The organism is Roseivivax sp. CAU 1761, from assembly GCF_054482755.1.
Genome location: NZ_JBTLRM010000008.1, coordinates 119,542 through 135,938 on the forward strand (window position 1 = coordinate 119,542; position 16,397 = coordinate 135,938).

Here is a 16,397-nt window from a genome sequence, read left to right on the forward strand (position 1 = left end):
CGGTCCTGGCCCAGGACTCGATGGACGGCGAGGCCTCCGCCGAGGAGCAGGAGGCGGTGATGGCGTCGATCGGACGGATCGGCTGCTCCGCCGAGACCGTCGAGAAGGAAACCGACAACCTGTTCGAGATCGACGACGCGACCTGCGAGATCGGCCAGTACGACATCAAGCTGGACGGCGAATACACCATCATCTCGATGACCTATGACGGGCCCGGCGAGGGCGGCGGCGCGGCCGCCGAAGGGTCCGAGGAGGCGGCGATCCCGCAGGAGACCGTGGACCGCATCATGGCCATGCTGACCGAGATGCAGTGCGAGATGGATCCCGACGACATCGCGGCCGAGGATGGCGGCTACGACCTCGACGACGTGATCTGCGCCGAGGGCGGGCAGTTCGACATCATGCTCGACGCGGACCTCAACGAAACCGCGCGCCGCGCCGAATAAGCGCGCCATCGGCCGGACCGGCGCTGGCGGGCCGGCCCCTGCCCCCACGCCCCGCGCGGTCGTCGCGCGGGGCGCATGTGTTCCCGGCCCTCCGGCGCGGATCGCGCGCCCGTGGCGCCGCCGCGCCCCGCTCGTCCCATGGGCCCGGTCCCGGGTTACAGATCCTCCGCGCCGAAGGTGTCGCAGGCGTCGAGGGTGCCGCTCTCGTAGCCGCGGGCGAACCAGCTGCTGCGCTGTTCCGACGTGCCGTGGGTAAAGGTGTGCGGCTGCGGCACCCGCCCGGCCCGGCTTTGCAGGTAATCGTCGCCGATCCGCCGCGCCGCGGTCAGCGCCTCGTCGATGTCACCGGGTTCCAGCAGTTCGTTCACGCTGCGCGCCCAGACGCCCGAGAGGCAATCGGCCTGCAATTCCAGGCGCACGGTCAGGGCATTGGCCTGCCGCTCGCTGGCCCCGGCGCGGGCCTGCTGCACCTCCGGCAGGATGCCCAGCAGGTTCTGCACGTGATGCGCCACCTCGTGGGCGATCACGTAGGCGGCGGCGAAATCGCCCCCCGCACCCAGTTGCCGGTCCATCTGCGCGAAGAAGGCGGTGTCGAGATAGGCGGCCCGGTCCGCCGGGCAGTAGAACGGTCCCGTCGCCCCGGAGGCGCCGCCGCAGGGGCTCTGCGTGATGCCCGAGAACACGTTGAGGATCGGCGGCTCGTAATCGCGGCCCAGCTGGTCGGCGAAGATGCGCGTCCAGGTCTCCTCGGTCGTGGTCAGCACGCGGGCGGCGAAATCCACCTGCGCGGCCTCTTCCGGCGGCAGCGGGCCGCTCTCCTCGTAGGCCGGCCCGGCGCCCTGCCCGGTCAAGATCGGCGTCACGTCGATGCCGGTGAAGTAGCCGATGGCCAGCACGATCAGCACGCCGCCGATGCCCAGCCCGCCGACCGCAGCGCCGCGCCGTCCGCCGCTGCGGCGCCGCAGGTTGCTGCTCGGCCTGATCCCGCGAAGCCGCATGGCCGTCTCCCTCTTGCGTCTTGTGCGCAGATAGGACGGCCGCGGCGGCCCGCCAGCGGCGGCGGCGCATGGCAGAGCGGGCCTTCCCGCTCCGGAACGGAGCGTCAGCGCGCCGCCGTGCCCTGCGCCGCCGGCAGCGGGTCCTCCCCGGCCAGCGCCGCCGCCACCGCATCGCCAAGCGCCAAGGACGAGGTGAGGCCCGGGCTCTCGATCCCGAACAGGTTCACCAGACCGGGCAGGCCATGCGTCGCGGAGGTCTGCAGGTCGAAGTCGAAGAACCCCTCGCCGGGGCCGCGCAGCTTCGGGCGGATGCCGCTGTAATCGGGCTCCAGCCGGCCCTCCGGCAGGCCCGGCCAGTAGCGCCGGATGGCAGCCTCGAACGTCGCGCCGCGCATCGGGTCGACGCCGTAATCGACCTCGCCGGGCAGGGTTCCGGGGGCGAGCCATTCGACATCGGGGCCGAACCGCGTCGCCCCCCCGAGGTCGAGCGTCGCGTGCACGCCCAGCCCGCCATCGACCGGCACCGGGTAGATGAGATGCGAGAACGGCGCGCGCCCGGACAGGCGGAAATAGCAGCCCTTGGCCAGCCATTGCCGGGGCACGGCCGCCGACGGCATGCCCGCGATGCGGCGCGCGAGTTCCGGCGCCCAGAGGCCCGCGGCGTTCACCAGCCGCCGCGTGGTCAGCATGGCCGGGTCGTCCCCGCCGGTGCGGATCCGGAATCCGGCACCCTGCGGCTCGGCGCCGGCGAACGGCGCGCGCAGCGCCAGTAGCCCGCCATGCGCCTCGAGCACCGCCAGCTGGCGCTGCAGGAAGCCGTGGCTGTCGAACACCCCGGTCTCGCGCGAGAGGAGCGCCGCCTGCGCCGTCAGCGCCGGTTCCCGCCGCGCCAGTTCGGGGCCCGAGATCATCTCGAGCCCCTCGACGCCGTTGGCGGTGCCGAGGGCGTGGATGGTGGCGAGCTGCGCCTCCTCGGCGTCGGAGGTGGCGACGATGAGCTTGCCGCATTTGCTGTAATCGACGCCGGTGCGGTCCATGAAATCGTAGAGCATGCGCCGCCCGGCGACGCAGAAGCGGTGCTTCAGGCTGCCGGTCGGGTAGTACAGCCCGGCATGGATCACCTCGCTGTTGCGCGCCGAGGTTTCCTCGCCGGGGCGGATGCCCGCCTCGAGCGCCAGCACCGATTGCCCGCGCGCCGCCACCGCGGCGGCCACCGACATGCCGACGACGCCGGCGCCGATCACCACAGTGTCGAAATCAAACGCGCTCATGGTCGTGCCCTCCAGTCTCCGTCGCCCGGCAGCGCGACCCGGCAGGCCGCCAGCGCATCCTCGTCCGGGTCCAGTCCGAGCCCCGGCCGGTCGGGGATGCGCAGGACCCCGCCGGAGAGATCCGGCGGTCCGCCGAGCAGCAGCCGGGCGATGCGCTCCTGGGCGCGGTGCAGCTCCACCGCGCCGGTGCCCGCGGCGCCGCACATCCAGTGCAGGTTCACCAGGTCCCAGCCGCCGGCGGGGCTGATCGCGCAGCCCGCGGCGCGGCCCGCCTCGGCCGCAGCCATCGCCGCCCGGAAGCCGCCGGCAAAGACCGCGTTGGGCTGCAGCACCGCAATCCCGGCCTCGGCCAGCAGGGCGAAGCGGTCGGCGTCCTGTTCCATTTGGCCGGCGCCGATCGGCACGGCCTGCAGAGCGGCGAGCCGCGCCAGCGCGCCGCGGTCGTTGCCGCGCACCGGCTCCTCCAGCCAGGCCAGATCGAGCCCCGCCGCGGCCCGCGCAAAGTCCCGGGCGGTGGCCTCGTCCATGCCGCAATTGGCATCGGCGATCAGCTCGGCATCGCCGATGGCGCCGCGGACCGCGCGCAGCCGTGCCACGTCCTCGGCCACCGAGCGGCCCTTCGCGGCGACCAGCACCTTCACGCCGCGCGCGCCGGCCGCGACCTCGCGCCCGCAGGCCGCGACCAGCGCCTCGGTGTCGAGCGCCGGAAAGCCGCAGGTGACATGCACCGGCGCCGCCGCCCGCGCCTCGCCGAGAAGCCGCGCGACGCTGATGCCCTGCCGCCGCGCCTCAAGATCGACCAGCGCGATCTCGAGCGCCGAGAGCGCCGAGACCACGACGCCGGTCATGCCGCGCGGGTTGAAGCGCCGCATCAGGGCGGCGGCATCGGCCGGCGCGCCGGCGGCCAGCGCCGCGGCGACGCCGTGGTTGAGGAACTGCGCCACCTCCGCCGCGAGGAAGCGGCCGGTGAAGCCCTCGCCGCGCTGGCCGGCCGCGTCCTCGACCACCACGCGCACGAAGGTGAAGCTGTCGGGGCCGGCATAGGGCGCCGGATCGCCCGGCATCGCACCCGGCCGGTGCACGGTGGCGCGGAGGGCGAGCGGCGGGGTCATTTTTTCTTCCGCCGCACCGCCACCCGGGCCGGCTTGCGCTGGCCGATGCCGAGCAAGCGCGAGGCAAGCGGCGCGCCGGTGATCACCAGGAAGACCCGGGCCAGGTGGTGGATCACCACGTAGCCGAGATCGGCGCCGACGACGATGGCAATCACCGCCATCTCGGCCTGGCCGGCCGGGGCGAAGGCCAGGAAGCCGTCCTGCGGCGGCGCCAGCCCGAGCAGGATCACCGTCTCCGCGAACACCGTGGCGACCGCCGCGACGATGAAGACGAAGATCACCCCGGCGACGACCACGCGGCGGATCTCGGCCATGGTGACCCCGACATAGCCGGCGCCGAGCGCGATGCCGATGAAGAGCTGCGCGGCGAGGATCGCCTCGGCGGGCGGGCGATGATGCAGGATGCCGCCCAGCGACAGCAGCGCGGCCAGCAGCATCGGCCCGAGGATCGAGGCGCCGAACATGCCGACCCGCTCGGCGATCTGCCAGCCGGCGATCGCCGCGACCGCCATGATCGCCAGCTCGTGCAGCGGCAGGCTGGCGGCCGGCGCGCCGATCGGCCGGTCGAGATCGGCGCCGAAGAGCTGCGTCAGCACCACCGGTGCGATCAGCACGATGAGCAGGAGCCGGGTGGCGTGGATCAGGGTCAGCGCCCGGACATTGGCGCCGGCCTCCTCCCCGAAGGTCACCATCTCCTGCAGGCCGCCCGGCATCGAGGCGTACCAGGCGGTGACCGTGTCGAAGCCGAAGACGCGGCGGAAGAACGGCACGCCGATCATCGCGGTGACGATCACCGAGACCGGCACCAGCACCAGCGAGGCGGCCATCTGCGGCAGCCGGTCGACCACCTCGGGGGTGATCGAGGCACCGATCGCCACGCCGAGCACGGTGCGCATGACCTTGCCGAGGAATTTCGGGCTGGAGATCGGCAGCCGCGCCAGCGCCGCCACGAGGCAGAGCGCGAGCGGCCCGAACAGGAACGGCAGCGGCATCCCGACGGCCCAGAACAGGGTCGCGCCGAGCAGGCCCAGCAGCACCGTCGCGCCCTTCTGCAGGCTGTCCGGAAGGCCGCTCATCGCAGGCCGCACCGGGCCGGCCCCTGCCGCACCGGCCTCAGGTCTCCTCCCCGCCGTTCACCCCGATCATCTGCCCGGTCACGAAGCTTGCCTCGGGCGAGGCGAGGAAGGCCACCATGGCCGCGATGTCGCCCGAGCGTCCCATGACGCCGGCGGGGATCGAGGCGGTGCGCTTGGGATCGTCCTCGGTGGCGCTGTCCCTGCGGATCTGGCCGGGCGAGATGACGTTGGCGGTGATGCCCTTGCCGGCGAATTCGCGCGACAGCGCCTTGGTCAGGCCCCAGACCCCGTGCTTGGCCGCGGAGATCGGCGCGCCCTCGAAATAGCCGCGCATGGCCTTCATCCCGGAGAAGTTCACGATCCGGCCCCAGCCGCCATCGACCATGCCCGGCAGGAACGCCCTGGCGGTGCGGAACGCCCCGGTGAGCGCCACGTCCAGCACGCCGTCCCAATCGGCGTCGGTGAGCTCGAGGAACGGCTTGTGCGGCCGGCGCGCGGCGTTGTTGATCAGGATGTCGATGCGGCCGAACCGCTCCAGCGCGGCGCCCGAGACCTGCTCGACATCGGCGGCGCGGCCCATGTCGCCCATCGCCACCAGCGCCTCGGCGCCGGCGCCCCGGACGAGCTCGGCGGTCTTCTCGCAGGCCTCCCGGTCGCTCGAGCCGTTGACCACGACATTGGCGCCGGCCTCGGCGAGCCGGACCGCGATGGCGCGGCCGATATTCTGTCCCGACCCCGAGACGAACGCGGTACGCCCCGACAGCATTCCCTGATTAGACACGCGACCTCTCCTCCAAGCCCCTGTTTTTGCACTGTGCCGCCGCGCGCGGGCGGCGTGTCGGGGCGGTGGCCGGACGGCGTGTCCGGGTGTCCCCGCCCCCTCCGGTTACCGCCGCAGCAATCATCATTCAACAAAATATTGTTGACAATCGGCAATCCGCGACGTGTTTTGGGCGGAGAGGAAAAGGCAGGTCGCCGGCAGCGCGGCCGCGGCGCGGATCCCCAGCTTACGCCGGGAGAGCAAAAGCGCAACGCCGCCGGTACACGGCGGGAAGCGGCACGCGGGAGTCAGGCAGGCACGTACGGACGGCGCGGTGTGGAGGAGACATCGGGCCGGACATTTTCAGCCGAAACTAGGGAGGTCGGACATGAAAGACACCATCACTCAGATCAAGGGCGTGGGCGCGGCAGCGCTGGCCGCCGCCGTGGCCGCGCCGCTGGCCATCGCCACGCCGGCGTTCGCCCAGGACTACCCGTCCACGGACGAGACGCTCGACTGGACCATCGCCTTCGGGCCCGGCGGCGGCAACGACATCATGGCCCGCAGCATCATCGACATCCTCAACAAGTACGACCTCTACCCGGGCGAGATCTCGGCCGAGAACCGCGCCGGCGGGTCCGGCGCCGTCGGCTGGGGCCATCTCTACGCCCAGGACGGCAGCGGCTACGGCATCTCCACCACCTCGGGCAGCTTCGTGACCACGCCGCTGCAGGCCGACACGCCCTGGCAGCCCGAGGACTTCACGCCGGTGGCGCTGCTCGCGACCGACGACCTGGTGCTGGTGGTGAACGGCGATTCCGAGATCCAGAACATCGACCAGTTCATCGCCCACGCCAAGGAGAACCCGGTCAACATCGGCGGCACCGGGTCGGTCAACGTCGACTTCATCGTGCCGACGCTGTTCGCCGAAAAGGCCGGTTTCGAGTTCGACTACGTGTCGTTCAACTCGATGTCCGAGCAGACCACGGCGCTCCTGTCGAACGCGCTCGATGCCATGGTCGGCAACCCCGGCGAGATCCTCGGCCTGATCGATTCGGGCGACCTGCGGCCGCTGGTATTCTCCGGCCAGAGCACGCCCGCGGCGCTCGGCGACGTGCCGACCATGGGCGAGATCGGCTACGACATCGGCGTGTCGATGCCGCGCGGCCTGATCCTGCCGCCGAACGCCCCGCAGGAGGCGCAGGACTGGTGGATCGAGACCATGAAGCAGGTCGTCGAGACCCCGGAATGGGCCGAGTACATCGAAAGCAACACGCTCACCCCGACGGTGAAGTACGGCGACGAGTTCGGCACGTTCCTCAGCAACACCAAGAACGGGTTCGAAACCGTGCTGCGCAACGTCGGCGCCATCGAGTAAGCGTTCGAAACATGGACCTGACCGGCCGCGATGCGCGACGCATCGCGGCCGGTCGCAGGGGCAACAGGACAACCCTTACATGCGCATCGCCTTCCTTGTCGCCATCCTGGCCGGGGCTCTCTTCTACAGCTACGTCGCCTTCATCGAGCTGCCGTTCCTGACCCGCACCGGGCGCCTCGCCGCAGGATTCTTCCCGCGGCTGATCGGCGTCACGGCAGTCGTGATCACCGCCTGGGCGCTGCTGGACGAGCTGCGGAACCGGCACCAGGACACCGCGGAACGCCAGCAATGGCTCGACGTCGCAGCCCTCGTGGCGCTCGCGCTCGGCTACGGCGTGCTGCTGCGCCTGCTCGGCGGCTTTCCGGCCACGGTGATCTTTCTGGGCTTCGCCCTGACCTACTTCAACCGCGGCCGGCATCTCAGGAACGCGCTGATCGCGGTGCTGGTCCCGGCCGGCGTCTATCTGCTGTTCGACCGCGTGCTGAACGCCAGCATGCCGCCGGCGCTGCTCGACCTGCCGATTTGACGATTTCCGCCGGCCCGCCGCCGGCATGTGACCCCCGGAGACCTACATGGACATCTTTTCCGATCTGCTGATGGGGCTTTCGGTCGCCGTGACGCCGATCAACCTCGTCTACCTCCTGATCGGTGCAATGGTCGGCATGATCGTCGGCGTCATCCCCGGCTTCGGGCCCTCGGCCGGGCTCGCCATCCTGCTGCCGGTGACCTTCGGCATGGACCCGATCGGCGCCATCATGATGCTGGCGGCCATCTATTACGGCGCCATGTACGGCGGCACGATCACCTCGATCCTGCTCAACACGCCCGGGGAAAGCGCCACCGTCGCCTCCACATTCGACGGCTTCCCGCTGGCCAAGAACGGCCGCGCCGGGCCGGCGCTGGTGATGCAGGCGGCGGCGTCCTTCGTCGGCGGCACCGTCGGCGTCATCCTGATCACCATCCTCGCGCCGATGTTCGCGCAGGTGTCGCGCAGCTTCGGCCCGCCGGAATACTTCCTGCTGGCGATGATGGGGATGCTGACGCTTTTGGTGATGATCGGCACGAACTGGAAGCTCGGGGTGATCTCGGCGCTGATCGGCTTCGCGCTCGGCACCGTGGGCGTCGATCTCGAGACCGGGCGCGGCCGCTACACCTTCGGCTCGGCCGAGCTGATCGGCGGGATCTACTTCATCCCGATCGCCATCGGCCTCTTCGGCCTGGGCGAGCTGTTCTATGCCTTCTACAACGGACTGCACAAAACCGGCACCGGCTCCATCGTGCAATACGACACCGAGGAGCGCTTCTGGCCCAGTGCCCAGGACTGGATCTCGACCCGCATGACGATGGTGCGCGGCTCGATCCTCGGCTTCGTCGTGGGGGTGATCCCCGGCGCCGGCGCCACCATCGCGTCGCTGATGGCCTATTCGACCGAACGCTCGCTGTCGAAGAATCCCGAAAACTTCGGCAAGGGCGAGATGGCGGGCCTCGTGGCGCCCGAGACCGCGAACAACGCCGCGTCGTCCGGCGCGATGATCCCGCTCCTGACGCTCGGCATCCCGGGCTCGGCCTCGACCGCGGTGCTGCTCGCGGCCTTCCTGCTCTGGGGCATGCGGCCGGGGCCGCTCTTCATGGAGCAGAACCCGGAATTTGCCTGGGGCCTGATCGCCTCGATGTATCTCGGCAACATGGCGCTCCTGGCGATCTCGATCTTCGCGATCCCGCTCTTCGTGCTGATGATCAAGGTGCCCTACCGGGTGCTCGGCCCCTGCGTCGTGGTGGTCTGCGCGCTCGGCACGTTCAGCGTGCATGCGAGCTTCGTCGAGACCTACCTGATGTTCGCCGCGGGCATCGTCGGCTTCTTCATGCGGCTCTACGGCTTCTCGCCCGCGGCGCTGGTGCTGGCGCTGGTGCTCGGGCCATTGGCGGAAGAGGCGCTCCGGCAGACGCTGACGATCTCGCGCGGGTCGTTCATGATCTTCATCGAGCGCACGCCGTCCTTGTCGATTATCGGCGTGACCATCGCGCTGGTGCTGCTGCTGCCGCTGCTCAACCGGCTCGGCAAATCCTCCGCCGGCGCGGCGGAGAAGTCCGGCACCTGAGGCCGCCATGCCGGTGCTTTCGGACGGCGCGCTGACCGACCTGCTCGACACGGTCTTTCAGCGCGCCGGCGCGCGTTCCGACATGGCGCGGGACGCCGCCGGGGTGCTGGTCACCACCGAGATGATGGGCATCCGCACGCACGGGCTCGCCAAGGTCGCGCCCTACGCGGCGCGGCTGCGCGACGGCGGCGTCGATCCGCAGGCAACCCCCGTCATCACCGCCCCTGCCCCGGCGCTGCGCCAGGTCGACGGCCGGAACGGGCTGGGCGCCGCGGTGGCGCTGCGGGCGATGCGCGCCGCGCTCGAGGCCGCGCAGGAGGTCGGCATGGGCGCGGCGTTCTGCCGGGGCTCCACTCATCTGGGCGCCCTCGCCCCGCATCTGCTTTGCGCGGCCGAGGCCGGCTGCGCCGCCATCGTCGCCACCAACTCCTCGCCGATGATCGCGCCCCCGGGCGGGCGCCACGCGGTGATCGGCAACTCGCCCCTGGGCATCGGGCTGCCGGATGCCAATGGCGGCCACGTGATCCTCGACATGGCGCTGTCGGTGGTGGCGCGCTCCAAGGTCCGCGAGGCGGCGGCGCGCGGCGCAGCGATCCCCGACACGTGGGCGACCGATGCCGACGGCCGGCCGACGACCGACGCCGCGGCGGCGATGCAGGGGCTGATGCAGGCCATCGGCGGGACCAAGGGCGCCAATCTCGCGCTCTGTCTCGACCTGCTGGCGGGCGGGCTCTCGGGCGCGGCGATGCTGTCGGAGGTGCCGAACGCCAATCTCGACACGAAAGCGGTGGCCGATGTCGGGCACCTGTTCGTGGTGATCGATGCGGCAAGGCTGATGCCGCCCGCGGCGCTGGCCGGGCGGCTGGCGGATGCGCGGGGCATGCTGGCGGACAGCGCCCGCCCGGGCGAGCATCCGCGGCTGCCGGGCGCCCGGGCGCTGGCGGCGCTCGCGGAGGCCCGCGAACACGGCGTCGAGGTGGAGCCGGACATGCTCGCCCGGCTCCGCGACATGGCCGGCGCCTAGGCGGCCTCGATGATCTCGCGCAGGGCGCGCAGGAACTGCGCCACCTCGGCCTCGCTGTTGTAGTGGCACATCGACACCCGCACCGCGGACTCCATGCCGAGCGGGTCGAGGATGTTGCCCGAGTAATGGTCGGCCTTGCGGGTATGGGTCCGCACCCCGCGCTTGCGCAGTTCGGTCACCACCTCGGCCGAGGGCAGGCCGTCCACGGCGATGGAGACCAGCCCCTCGCGCCGCGGGTTCTCCACCCCGCCGATGATCGTCACGCCGGGCAGATCGGCCAGGCCGGTCTGGTTGCCCGCGCCGTGCAGCATGGCGTCGGTCAGCGCCTGTTCGTGGGCGTGGATCGCCTCGCCGGCGGCGACGATGCGGGCGCGGCGGTCGGCACTGTCCGAGACCTGCCCGCCCAGCCAGTCGAAATAGTCGACCACGTCCGAGAAGGTGACGTAGGCCCCGGTGTCGCGGGTGCCGAACTCCCACGGATTGCCGGGGGCGCCGATCAGGTGCTCGTGCTTCAGCGCGTGCAGCCGGTCCGACACCCAGGCCACGCCGTAGCCGTGGCGCGAGAACACCTTGTAGGGCGATACCACGTAGCCGTCGATGTCGTAGCTGGCGATGTCGAGCCGGCCATGCGCGGCGTGCTGGATGCCGTCGACGATGATGATGCACTCGGGCGCCACCTTGCGGATCTCGGCGGCGATGGCGGCCACGTCGACGCCCATGCCGGTCACCGGCGAGGTGTGCAGGATGGTGGCGACGCGGGTGTCCGGGGTGATCTCGGGCAGATAGGCCTCGGGCCCGACGCAGCCGGTGGCGTCGTCGTGGGTCACCAGCACATGGGCCTTGCCCATGACTTCGGCCCAGTGCTTCGCGGCGCTGCGGGTGGCGGGATGCTCCAGCGTGCTGCCCAGCACCCGGCCCTCCGGCGTGCCGACGACGGCGGTGCGGATCAGCCGGAACAGCAGCTCGGTGCCGCTCTCGCCGACGAAGAACCGGCCCTCGGGGGCGTTGAAGAACACCGCCATGTCGGCCTTGGCCTTGTCGATCAGCGCGACGAGCGCGTGCGCGGCGGGATTGTCGCGGCCCTGGTTGTCGGGGATCGCCGCGAACTTGGCGGAGGTCTCCACCACCGTGTTCAGCGTCAGCGCGCCGCCGGCATTCTCGAAGAAGATCCGCTCGCCCTCGAAGGGGCAGGTGTCGACATGCGCGAAGCGGCTGCGGATCTCGGTCAGCAGCTCGGGCCCGATCCGGGGCGCGGTGGCGGTCATTTGGAGGGCATCTTCCATGTTGCTGTGGCCTGCGCTGCGAGTTTTCCATCCGGCCCCATGAGCCGGCTTTCCATGAACGACATCGACCGCCCCTTCTTGGTGAAGCGGCCTTCGCAGGTCACCGGCCCGTCGAGCACCGGGCGCATGAACTGCACCTTCATCTCGATGGTGGCGCCGGGACCGGCGATCTTGTTGATCAGATGCCCCATCGAGATGTCCATGGCCGAGGCCATGGCGCCGCCATGCAGCGTGCCCTGCGGGTTGCGCAGCATGTCGGTGACCGGGAAGGTCAGCCGGCAGACCTCCTTCTCGGCATCCGGGGCCTCCGCCGGCAGATACTCGAAGGAGAGGCCGAGAAAGCGCGCGAAGAAGAACGATTCGAAGGCCTGGGCGTGGCTGTCGATGGCCCGGTCGAAATGCGCCCGGGCCTCCGCCTCGTCGATCCGTTTCGGGGTCCCGTCCGGCATCACGCGCCCACGAATTGCGGCTTGCGCTTCTCGAGGAAGGCGCGGCGGCCCTCGATGTAATCCTTGCTGTCGAAGCATTCCTTGACCCGGCGGTCGCATTCGGCGAGGTCGCGGGCGCTTTCGTCCTTCACCGTCTGGCCGACGATGAACTTGACCGAATTGACCGTCATCGGCGCGTTGGCGGCGATCATCTTGGCGGTCTCCTCGGCGGTCTCGCCGACCTTGTCGTCCGGCACCACGCGGTTCACCAGCCCCATGATGCGCGCCTCCTCGGCGTCGAAGCGGCGGGCGGTGAAGAAGATCTCCTTGGCGAAGGACGGGCCCACGACGTTGACCAGACGGTTGATGCCCGGGAAGCCGTAGCCGAGGCCGAGCTTGGCCGCCGGAATCGCGAATTGCGAGCCGGCGCCGCAGATCCGCAGGTCGCAGCACAGCGACAGCGCCACGCCGCCGCCGACGCAGAAGCCGTCGATCTGCGCGATGGTGGGCTTCGGGAAGGCCTCGATCATGTCGTAGACGCGCTTGGTGGTGGCGTTGTAATTGGCCACCGCCTCCTCGCTGGCGCGCTCGCTCTCGAACTTGGAGATGTCGGCGCCCGAGACGAAGGCCTTCCCGCCCGCGCCCGACAGGATGAGGATGCGCACCGACGGGTCGGATTCGAAGCGGGTCACGGCAGCCTCGACCGCCTGCCACATCTCCAGCGAGACGGCGTTGCGCTTCTCCGGCTGGTTGAAGATGATCCGCGCGATGTCGCCGGACTGCTCGGTGATGATCTTGTCGGTCATGGTCGTCCTCTGGTTCAGGTGATGCCCCGGGCCTTCAACGCGGCGATGGTGTCGTCCGAGTAGCCGATCTCGCGCAGGATCTGCTCGGAGTGCTGGCCGGCAAGGGGCGGCGGGGATGCGATGCGGCTGGGGGTGCGGCTCATCAGGATCGGCTGGCCGACGAGGCGGGTCTCGCCGCGCTCCTGGCTGGTGACCGGCTGCGCCAGCCCGAGGTGATGCACCTGCGGGTTCTCGAAGACCTGGCCGATATCGTTGATCTCGCCCGCGGGCACGCCGGCGTCGTTCATCGTCTCGATCCATTCCGCGGTGCTGCGCGTCACGGTGATCTTCTCGATCTCCGCGTTCAGCGCGTCGCGGTTGTCCGAACGGTCCGGGGCGGTGGCAAAGCGCGCATCCTCGATCCATTCCGGACGCTCGACCGCGGTCGCGAAGCGCTTCCAGATCTCCTGCCCGGCGACAGCGAGATTCATGTAGCCGTCGCTGGTCTGGAACACGCCGGTGGGGATCGAGGTCGGGTGGTTGTTGCCGGCCTGCTTCGGCACGTCGCCGTCCATCAGGAAGCGCGCCGCCTGGAAGTCGAGCATGAAGACCTGCGCCTGCAAAAGCGAGGTCTGCACCCATTGGCCGCGGCCGGACTGCTGCCGCTCGAGCAGCGCGATCAGGATCGCCTGCGCGGCGAAGAGCCCTGCGCAGAGATCGGCGATCGGGATGCCGACGCGCATCGGGCCCTCGCCGGGCTTGCCGGTGATCGACATCAGACCGCCCATGCCCTGGGCGATCTGGTCGAAGCCCGGGCGCTTGGCCAGCGGGCCGTCCTGGCCGAAGCCCGAGATCGAGGCATAGACCAGCCGCGGATTGGTCTGCGACAGGGTGTCGTAATCGATGCCGAGACGGGTTTTCACGTCGGGGCGGAAATTCTCGACGATGACGTCGGCGGTGTCGGCCAGCTTGCGGAACGCCGCGACGCCCTCCTCGGTCTTCAGGTTGAGCGTCAGGCTGCGCTTGTTGCGGTGCAGGTTCTGGAAGTCCGGCCCCGAACGCGGCCCGCCGAGCTGCGCCTTGTCGTCCGGCGTCTCCACCTTGATCACGTCGGCGCCCCAATCGGCGAGCTGGCGCACGCAGGTGGGCCCGGACCGGACCCGGGTGAGGTCGAGCACCCGGAGGCCGTTCAAGGCGGTGCTGGCCATCCCGCCTGCCCCGTCGGTCGCTTCGTGCTGTGCGCCTTGCGCCATTTTTACCCTCCCCCGGACGTGAGCTGCCATGTATCGATATGCTGACAGTTGGCGGTTGGCAATACGAATGTTAATTGTTGACAAAAAATGGACCCGGTGGGAAGACACGGTATGGAAAGCAGCGCGCGCAACATCGGCAGCCGGCGGGCGACGCTCGCCGTCGAGGTCCGCTCGGAGATCGAGCGCATGATCGTCGAGGGCGAACTCGCGGCGGGCGAGAAACTCAACGAGCTTCGGCTGTCCGACGCCATGGGCGTGAGCCGCGGCACCGTGCGCGAGGCCATCCGCTCGCTCGTCGATACCGGCCTGATCGACCTCTTCGCCAACCGCGGCGCCTTCGTGCACGAGGTCACGCTGGAAGAGGTCCGAAACCTTTACGACCTGCGCGGCGCGATCTTCGCCATGGCCTGCGCCGCCGCGGCCCGGCGCGTTGCCGAGGGCGCCGAGCCGACGCTGGTGGCGCGGCTCGAGGACAATCTCGCGCAGATGCGCCGGGTCGAGGGGCAGGATCACCCGGCGGCCTATTACGAGCTCAACATCGCCTTCCACGACATGCTGATGGAGGGCGCCGGCAACGCCAAGGCCAAGACCATCTACGACAACCTCGTGCGCGAGATGCACCTGTTCCGCCGCCGCGGGCTGTCGATCGCCTCGAACATCGTCCGCTCGATCGAGGAGCACGAGGCGATCACCGCCGCCGTCGCCGCGGGCGACCCGGAGGCGGCGCGCCAATCGGCGAACAACCACATCACCTCGGGCATGGCCCGCTACGTCACCATGATCGAGCGCGGCGCCGCCAGCGCCGGTTAGGCCCGCCCCCGCCAAGGAACCGAAGACACGATGGCAAACCCCCTCTACGACGCCCTGTTCGCACCGCACGAGGACAGCGACACCCCCTTCCTGCATCTGGGCGACGGCAGTACGATCAGCCGGCGCGCCTTCCTCGCGACCGCCGCGCGGATGGCCAACGCGCTCGCCGCGGCGGGCGTCGCGGCCGGCGACCGCGTCGCCGTGCACGTGCAGAAATCGCCCGAGGCGCTGGCGCTTTACGCCGCCTGCGTGAAGGCGGGGGTGGTCTTCCTGCCGCTCAACACCGCCTACACCCCGGCGGAACTCGACTACTTCGTCGGCAACAGCGGCGCGGCGCTGTTCGTCTGCGACCCGGGCGAGGTCGCCGAGATGGAGCCGATCGCCGCGGCGCATGGCTGCGCGCTGCAGACCCTCGGGGGCGACGGACGGGGCAGCTTCGCCGAGGCCGCCGCGGCGCAGCCGGACGATTTCGCCGCCGTCGAGCGCCGCGAGGACGACCTCGCCGCCTTCCTCTACACCTCCGGGACCACCGGGCGTTCCAAGGGCGCCATGCTGACCCAGGGCAACCTCCTGTCGAACGCGCGCGCGCTGATCGAGGCCTGGCGCTTCACCGCCGACGACGTGCTGCTGCACGCGCTGCCGATCTTCCACGCCCACGGGCTGTTCGTGGCCACCAACGTGGCGCTGCTCTCGGGCGGCGCGATGATCTTCCTGCCGAAGTTCGACGCCGACGCGGTGATCGCCGCCCTGCCCCGCGCCACCGCGATGATGGGCGTGCCGACCTTCTACACAAGGCTGCTCGACGACGCGCGCTTCACCCGCGACCTCGTCGCCCACATGCGGCTCTTCGTGTCGGGCTCGGCGCCGCTCCTGGCCGAGACGCATGAGCGGTTCGAGGCCCGCACCGGGCACCGCATCCTCGAGCGCTACGGCATGACCGAGACCTCGATGAACACCTCGAACCCCTATGACGGCGAGCGCCGCGCCGGCACCGTGGGCTTTCCGCTGCCGGGCGTCGAGATCCGCATCTGCGACGCCGAGAGTGGCGCGGAGCTGCCGCAGGGCGAGATCGGCGTGCTGCACGTGCGCGGGCCGAACGTCTTCAAGGGCTACTGGCAGATGCCCGAGAAGACCCGCGAGGAGCTTCTGCCCGACGGCTTCTTCATCACCGGCGACCTCGCCCGGATCGACGAGGACGGCTATGTCCACATCGTCGGACGCGGCAAGGACCTGATCATCTCGGGCGGCTACAACATCTACCCGAAGGAGATCGAGCTGTTCCTTGACGACCAGCCCGGGATCTCCGAAAGCGCCGTGATCGGCGCGCCGCATCCCGATTTCGGCGAAAGCGTCGTGGCGGTCCTGGTGCCCGAGCCCGGCGCCACGCTCGATCTCGCCGCGATCGAGGCCCGGACGCGCCGCGACCTCGCCGGCTTCAAGCGCCCGCGCCGCTTCGAGATCGTCGAGGCGCTGCCGCGCAACACCATGGGCAAGGTGCAGAAGAACGAGCTGCGCCGGACCTACGCGGAGGTCTTCCAGCCGGCCCCCGGCTGACCCCCGGCGGCCTTGCTCGGCAACCCCGGCAATCTCCGTCGCCGCGCCCCGGGGCGCCGCGCGCCCGCAACGCCGAGAGTCGCGAACGACACCGCCCGAAGCGAAACCCGGGTCAGAACA

At 70.5% G+C, this 16,397-nt stretch carries 16 protein-coding genes; 7 read left to right on the top strand and 9 right to left on the bottom strand.

Going from position 1 to position 16,397, the window contains the following annotated elements:
- Positions 1–197: 197 nt before the first annotated feature.
- Positions 198–446, top strand: a complete 249-nt coding sequence (locus ACXYMW_RS07575) for a PepSY domain-containing protein (protein ID WP_459034724.1) — start codon at positions 198–200, stop codon at positions 444–446.
- A 155-nt stretch (positions 447–601) separates the two neighbouring features.
- Here the strand turns inward: ACXYMW_RS07575 and ypfJ are convergent, their stop codons facing one another.
- From ypfJ to ACXYMW_RS07600, 5 genes are all read right to left on the bottom strand, one after another.
- On the bottom strand, positions 602–1,444 hold the full coding sequence (gene ypfJ / locus ACXYMW_RS07580) for a KPN_02809 family neutral zinc metallopeptidase (RefSeq protein WP_459034700.1): 843 nt from the start codon (positions 1,442–1,444) through the stop codon (positions 602–604).
- A gap of 104 nt (positions 1,445–1,548) precedes the next feature.
- The gene (locus ACXYMW_RS07585) at positions 1,549–2,715 is read right to left on the bottom strand and encodes an NAD(P)/FAD-dependent oxidoreductase (protein WP_459034701.1); all 1,167 of its coding nucleotides are present in this window, start codon (positions 2,713–2,715) and stop codon (positions 1,549–1,551) included.
- Complete coding sequence (locus tag ACXYMW_RS07590) at positions 2,712–3,827, bottom strand: enolase C-terminal domain-like protein (protein WP_459034702.1); 1,116 nt, start codon at positions 3,825–3,827, stop codon at positions 2,712–2,714. The genes ACXYMW_RS07585 and ACXYMW_RS07590 overlap by 4 nt, the downstream gene beginning before the upstream one ends.
- Positions 3,824–4,903 carry an AbrB family transcriptional regulator gene (locus tag ACXYMW_RS07595; protein ID WP_459034703.1) on the bottom strand — a complete coding sequence of 360 codons (1,080 nt, stop codon included), beginning with the start codon at positions 4,901–4,903 and terminating at the stop codon, positions 3,824–3,826. The genes ACXYMW_RS07590 and ACXYMW_RS07595 overlap by 4 nt, the downstream gene beginning before the upstream one ends.
- Positions 4,904–4,940: 37 nt before the next feature.
- Positions 4,941–5,684 (bottom strand): SDR family NAD(P)-dependent oxidoreductase, encoded by a 744-nt coding sequence (locus ACXYMW_RS07600; RefSeq protein WP_459034704.1) that lies wholly within the window; start codon positions 5,682–5,684, stop codon positions 4,941–4,943.
- Between the two features lie 367 nt (positions 5,685–6,051).
- Here ACXYMW_RS07600 and ACXYMW_RS07605 point away from each other — a divergent pair, with 367 nt between their 5' ends.
- The 4 genes from ACXYMW_RS07605 (at position 6,052) to ACXYMW_RS07620 (ending at position 10,164) form a co-directional block, all read left to right on the top strand.
- Positions 6,052–7,041 (top strand): Bug family tripartite tricarboxylate transporter substrate binding protein, encoded by a 990-nt coding sequence (locus ACXYMW_RS07605; RefSeq protein ID WP_459034705.1) that lies wholly within the window; start codon positions 6,052–6,054, stop codon positions 7,039–7,041.
- Between the two features lie 79 nt (positions 7,042–7,120).
- Entirely contained in the window at positions 7,121–7,567 is a 447-nt protein-coding gene (locus ACXYMW_RS07610) for a tripartite tricarboxylate transporter TctB family protein (RefSeq protein ID WP_459034706.1), read from the top strand.
- Between the two features lie 46 nt (positions 7,568–7,613).
- On the top strand, positions 7,614–9,140 hold the full coding sequence (locus ACXYMW_RS07615; RefSeq protein ID WP_459034707.1) for a tripartite tricarboxylate transporter permease: 1,527 nt from the start codon (positions 7,614–7,616) through the stop codon (positions 9,138–9,140).
- A gap of 7 nt (positions 9,141–9,147) precedes the next feature.
- Positions 9,148–10,164, top strand: a complete 1,017-nt coding sequence (locus ACXYMW_RS07620) for an Ldh family oxidoreductase (protein WP_459034708.1) — start codon at positions 9,148–9,150, stop codon at positions 10,162–10,164.
- Here ACXYMW_RS07620 and ACXYMW_RS07625 read toward each other — a convergent pair.
- The 4 genes from ACXYMW_RS07625 to ACXYMW_RS07640 are packed head-to-tail and all read right to left on the bottom strand — an operon-like array spanning position 10,161 to position 13,868.
- Complete coding sequence (locus ACXYMW_RS07625) at positions 10,161–11,429, bottom strand: aminotransferase class V-fold PLP-dependent enzyme (protein WP_459034709.1); 1,269 nt, start codon at positions 11,427–11,429, stop codon at positions 10,161–10,163. The two genes, ACXYMW_RS07620 and ACXYMW_RS07625, sit on opposite strands and share 4 nt — an antisense overlap.
- Complete coding sequence (locus ACXYMW_RS07630) at positions 11,426–11,896, bottom strand: PaaI family thioesterase (protein ID WP_459034710.1); 471 nt, start codon at positions 11,894–11,896, stop codon at positions 11,426–11,428. The genes ACXYMW_RS07625 and ACXYMW_RS07630 overlap by 4 nt, the downstream gene beginning before the upstream one ends.
- The gene (locus tag ACXYMW_RS07635) at positions 11,896–12,681 is read right to left on the bottom strand and encodes an enoyl-CoA hydratase (RefSeq protein ID WP_459034711.1); all 786 of its coding nucleotides are present in this window, start codon (positions 12,679–12,681) and stop codon (positions 11,896–11,898) included. Before ACXYMW_RS07635 ends, ACXYMW_RS07630 begins: the two co-directional genes overlap by 1 nt.
- A gap of 14 nt (positions 12,682–12,695) precedes the next feature.
- The gene (locus tag ACXYMW_RS07640) at positions 12,696–13,868 is read right to left on the bottom strand and encodes a CaiB/BaiF CoA transferase family protein (protein ID WP_459034712.1); all 1,173 of its coding nucleotides are present in this window, start codon (positions 13,866–13,868) and stop codon (positions 12,696–12,698) included.
- 156 nt (positions 13,869–14,024) lie between these two features.
- Between ACXYMW_RS07640 and ACXYMW_RS07645 the strand changes: the two genes are divergently transcribed.
- The gene (locus tag ACXYMW_RS07645) at positions 14,025–14,723 is read left to right on the top strand and encodes a GntR family transcriptional regulator (RefSeq protein ID WP_459034713.1); all 699 of its coding nucleotides are present in this window, start codon (positions 14,025–14,027) and stop codon (positions 14,721–14,723) included.
- A 30-nt stretch (positions 14,724–14,753) separates the two neighbouring features.
- Positions 14,754–16,277: a malonate--CoA ligase gene (locus ACXYMW_RS07650; protein WP_459034714.1), complete on the top strand. Its 1,524-nt coding sequence runs from the start codon at positions 14,754–14,756 to the stop codon at positions 16,275–16,277.
- The last annotated feature ends 120 nt before the right edge of the window (positions 16,278–16,397 follow it).

Coding starts and splice junctions, on each gene's coding strand:
- ACXYMW_RS07575 (WP_459034724.1), top strand. CDS start 198: ATGACCTATGACGGGCCCGGCGAGGGCGGCGGCGCGGCCGCCGAAGGG.
- ypfJ (WP_459034700.1), bottom strand. CDS start 1,444: ATGCGGCTTCGCGGGATCAGGCCGAGCAGCAACCTGCGGCGCCGCAGC.
- ACXYMW_RS07585 (WP_459034701.1), bottom strand. CDS start 2,715: ATGAGCGCGTTTGATTTCGACACTGTGGTGATCGGCGCCGGCGTCGTC.
- ACXYMW_RS07590 (WP_459034702.1), bottom strand. CDS start 3,827: ATGACCCCGCCGCTCGCCCTCCGCGCCACCGTGCACCGGCCGGGTGCG.
- ACXYMW_RS07595 (WP_459034703.1), bottom strand. CDS start 4,903: ATGAGCGGCCTTCCGGACAGCCTGCAGAAGGGCGCGACGGTGCTGCTG.
- ACXYMW_RS07605 (WP_459034705.1), top strand. CDS start 6,052: ATGAAAGACACCATCACTCAGATCAAGGGCGTGGGCGCGGCAGCGCTG.
- ACXYMW_RS07610 (WP_459034706.1), top strand. CDS start 7,121: ATGCGCATCGCCTTCCTTGTCGCCATCCTGGCCGGGGCTCTCTTCTAC.
- ACXYMW_RS07615 (WP_459034707.1), top strand. CDS start 7,614: ATGGACATCTTTTCCGATCTGCTGATGGGGCTTTCGGTCGCCGTGACG.
- ACXYMW_RS07620 (WP_459034708.1), top strand. CDS start 9,148: ATGCCGGTGCTTTCGGACGGCGCGCTGACCGACCTGCTCGACACGGTC.
- ACXYMW_RS07625 (WP_459034709.1), bottom strand. CDS start 11,429: ATGACCGCCACCGCGCCCCGGATCGGGCCCGAGCTGCTGACCGAGATC.
- ACXYMW_RS07630 (WP_459034710.1), bottom strand. CDS start 11,896: ATGCCGGACGGGACCCCGAAACGGATCGACGAGGCGGAGGCCCGGGCG.
- ACXYMW_RS07635 (WP_459034711.1), bottom strand. CDS start 12,681: ATGACCGACAAGATCATCACCGAGCAGTCCGGCGACATCGCGCGGATC.
- ACXYMW_RS07640 (WP_459034712.1), bottom strand. CDS start 13,868: ATGGCCAGCACCGCCTTGAACGGCCTCCGGGTGCTCGACCTCACCCGG.
- ACXYMW_RS07645 (WP_459034713.1), top strand. CDS start 14,025: ATGGAAAGCAGCGCGCGCAACATCGGCAGCCGGCGGGCGACGCTCGCC.
- ACXYMW_RS07650 (WP_459034714.1), top strand. CDS start 14,754: ATGGCAAACCCCCTCTACGACGCCCTGTTCGCACCGCACGAGGACAGC.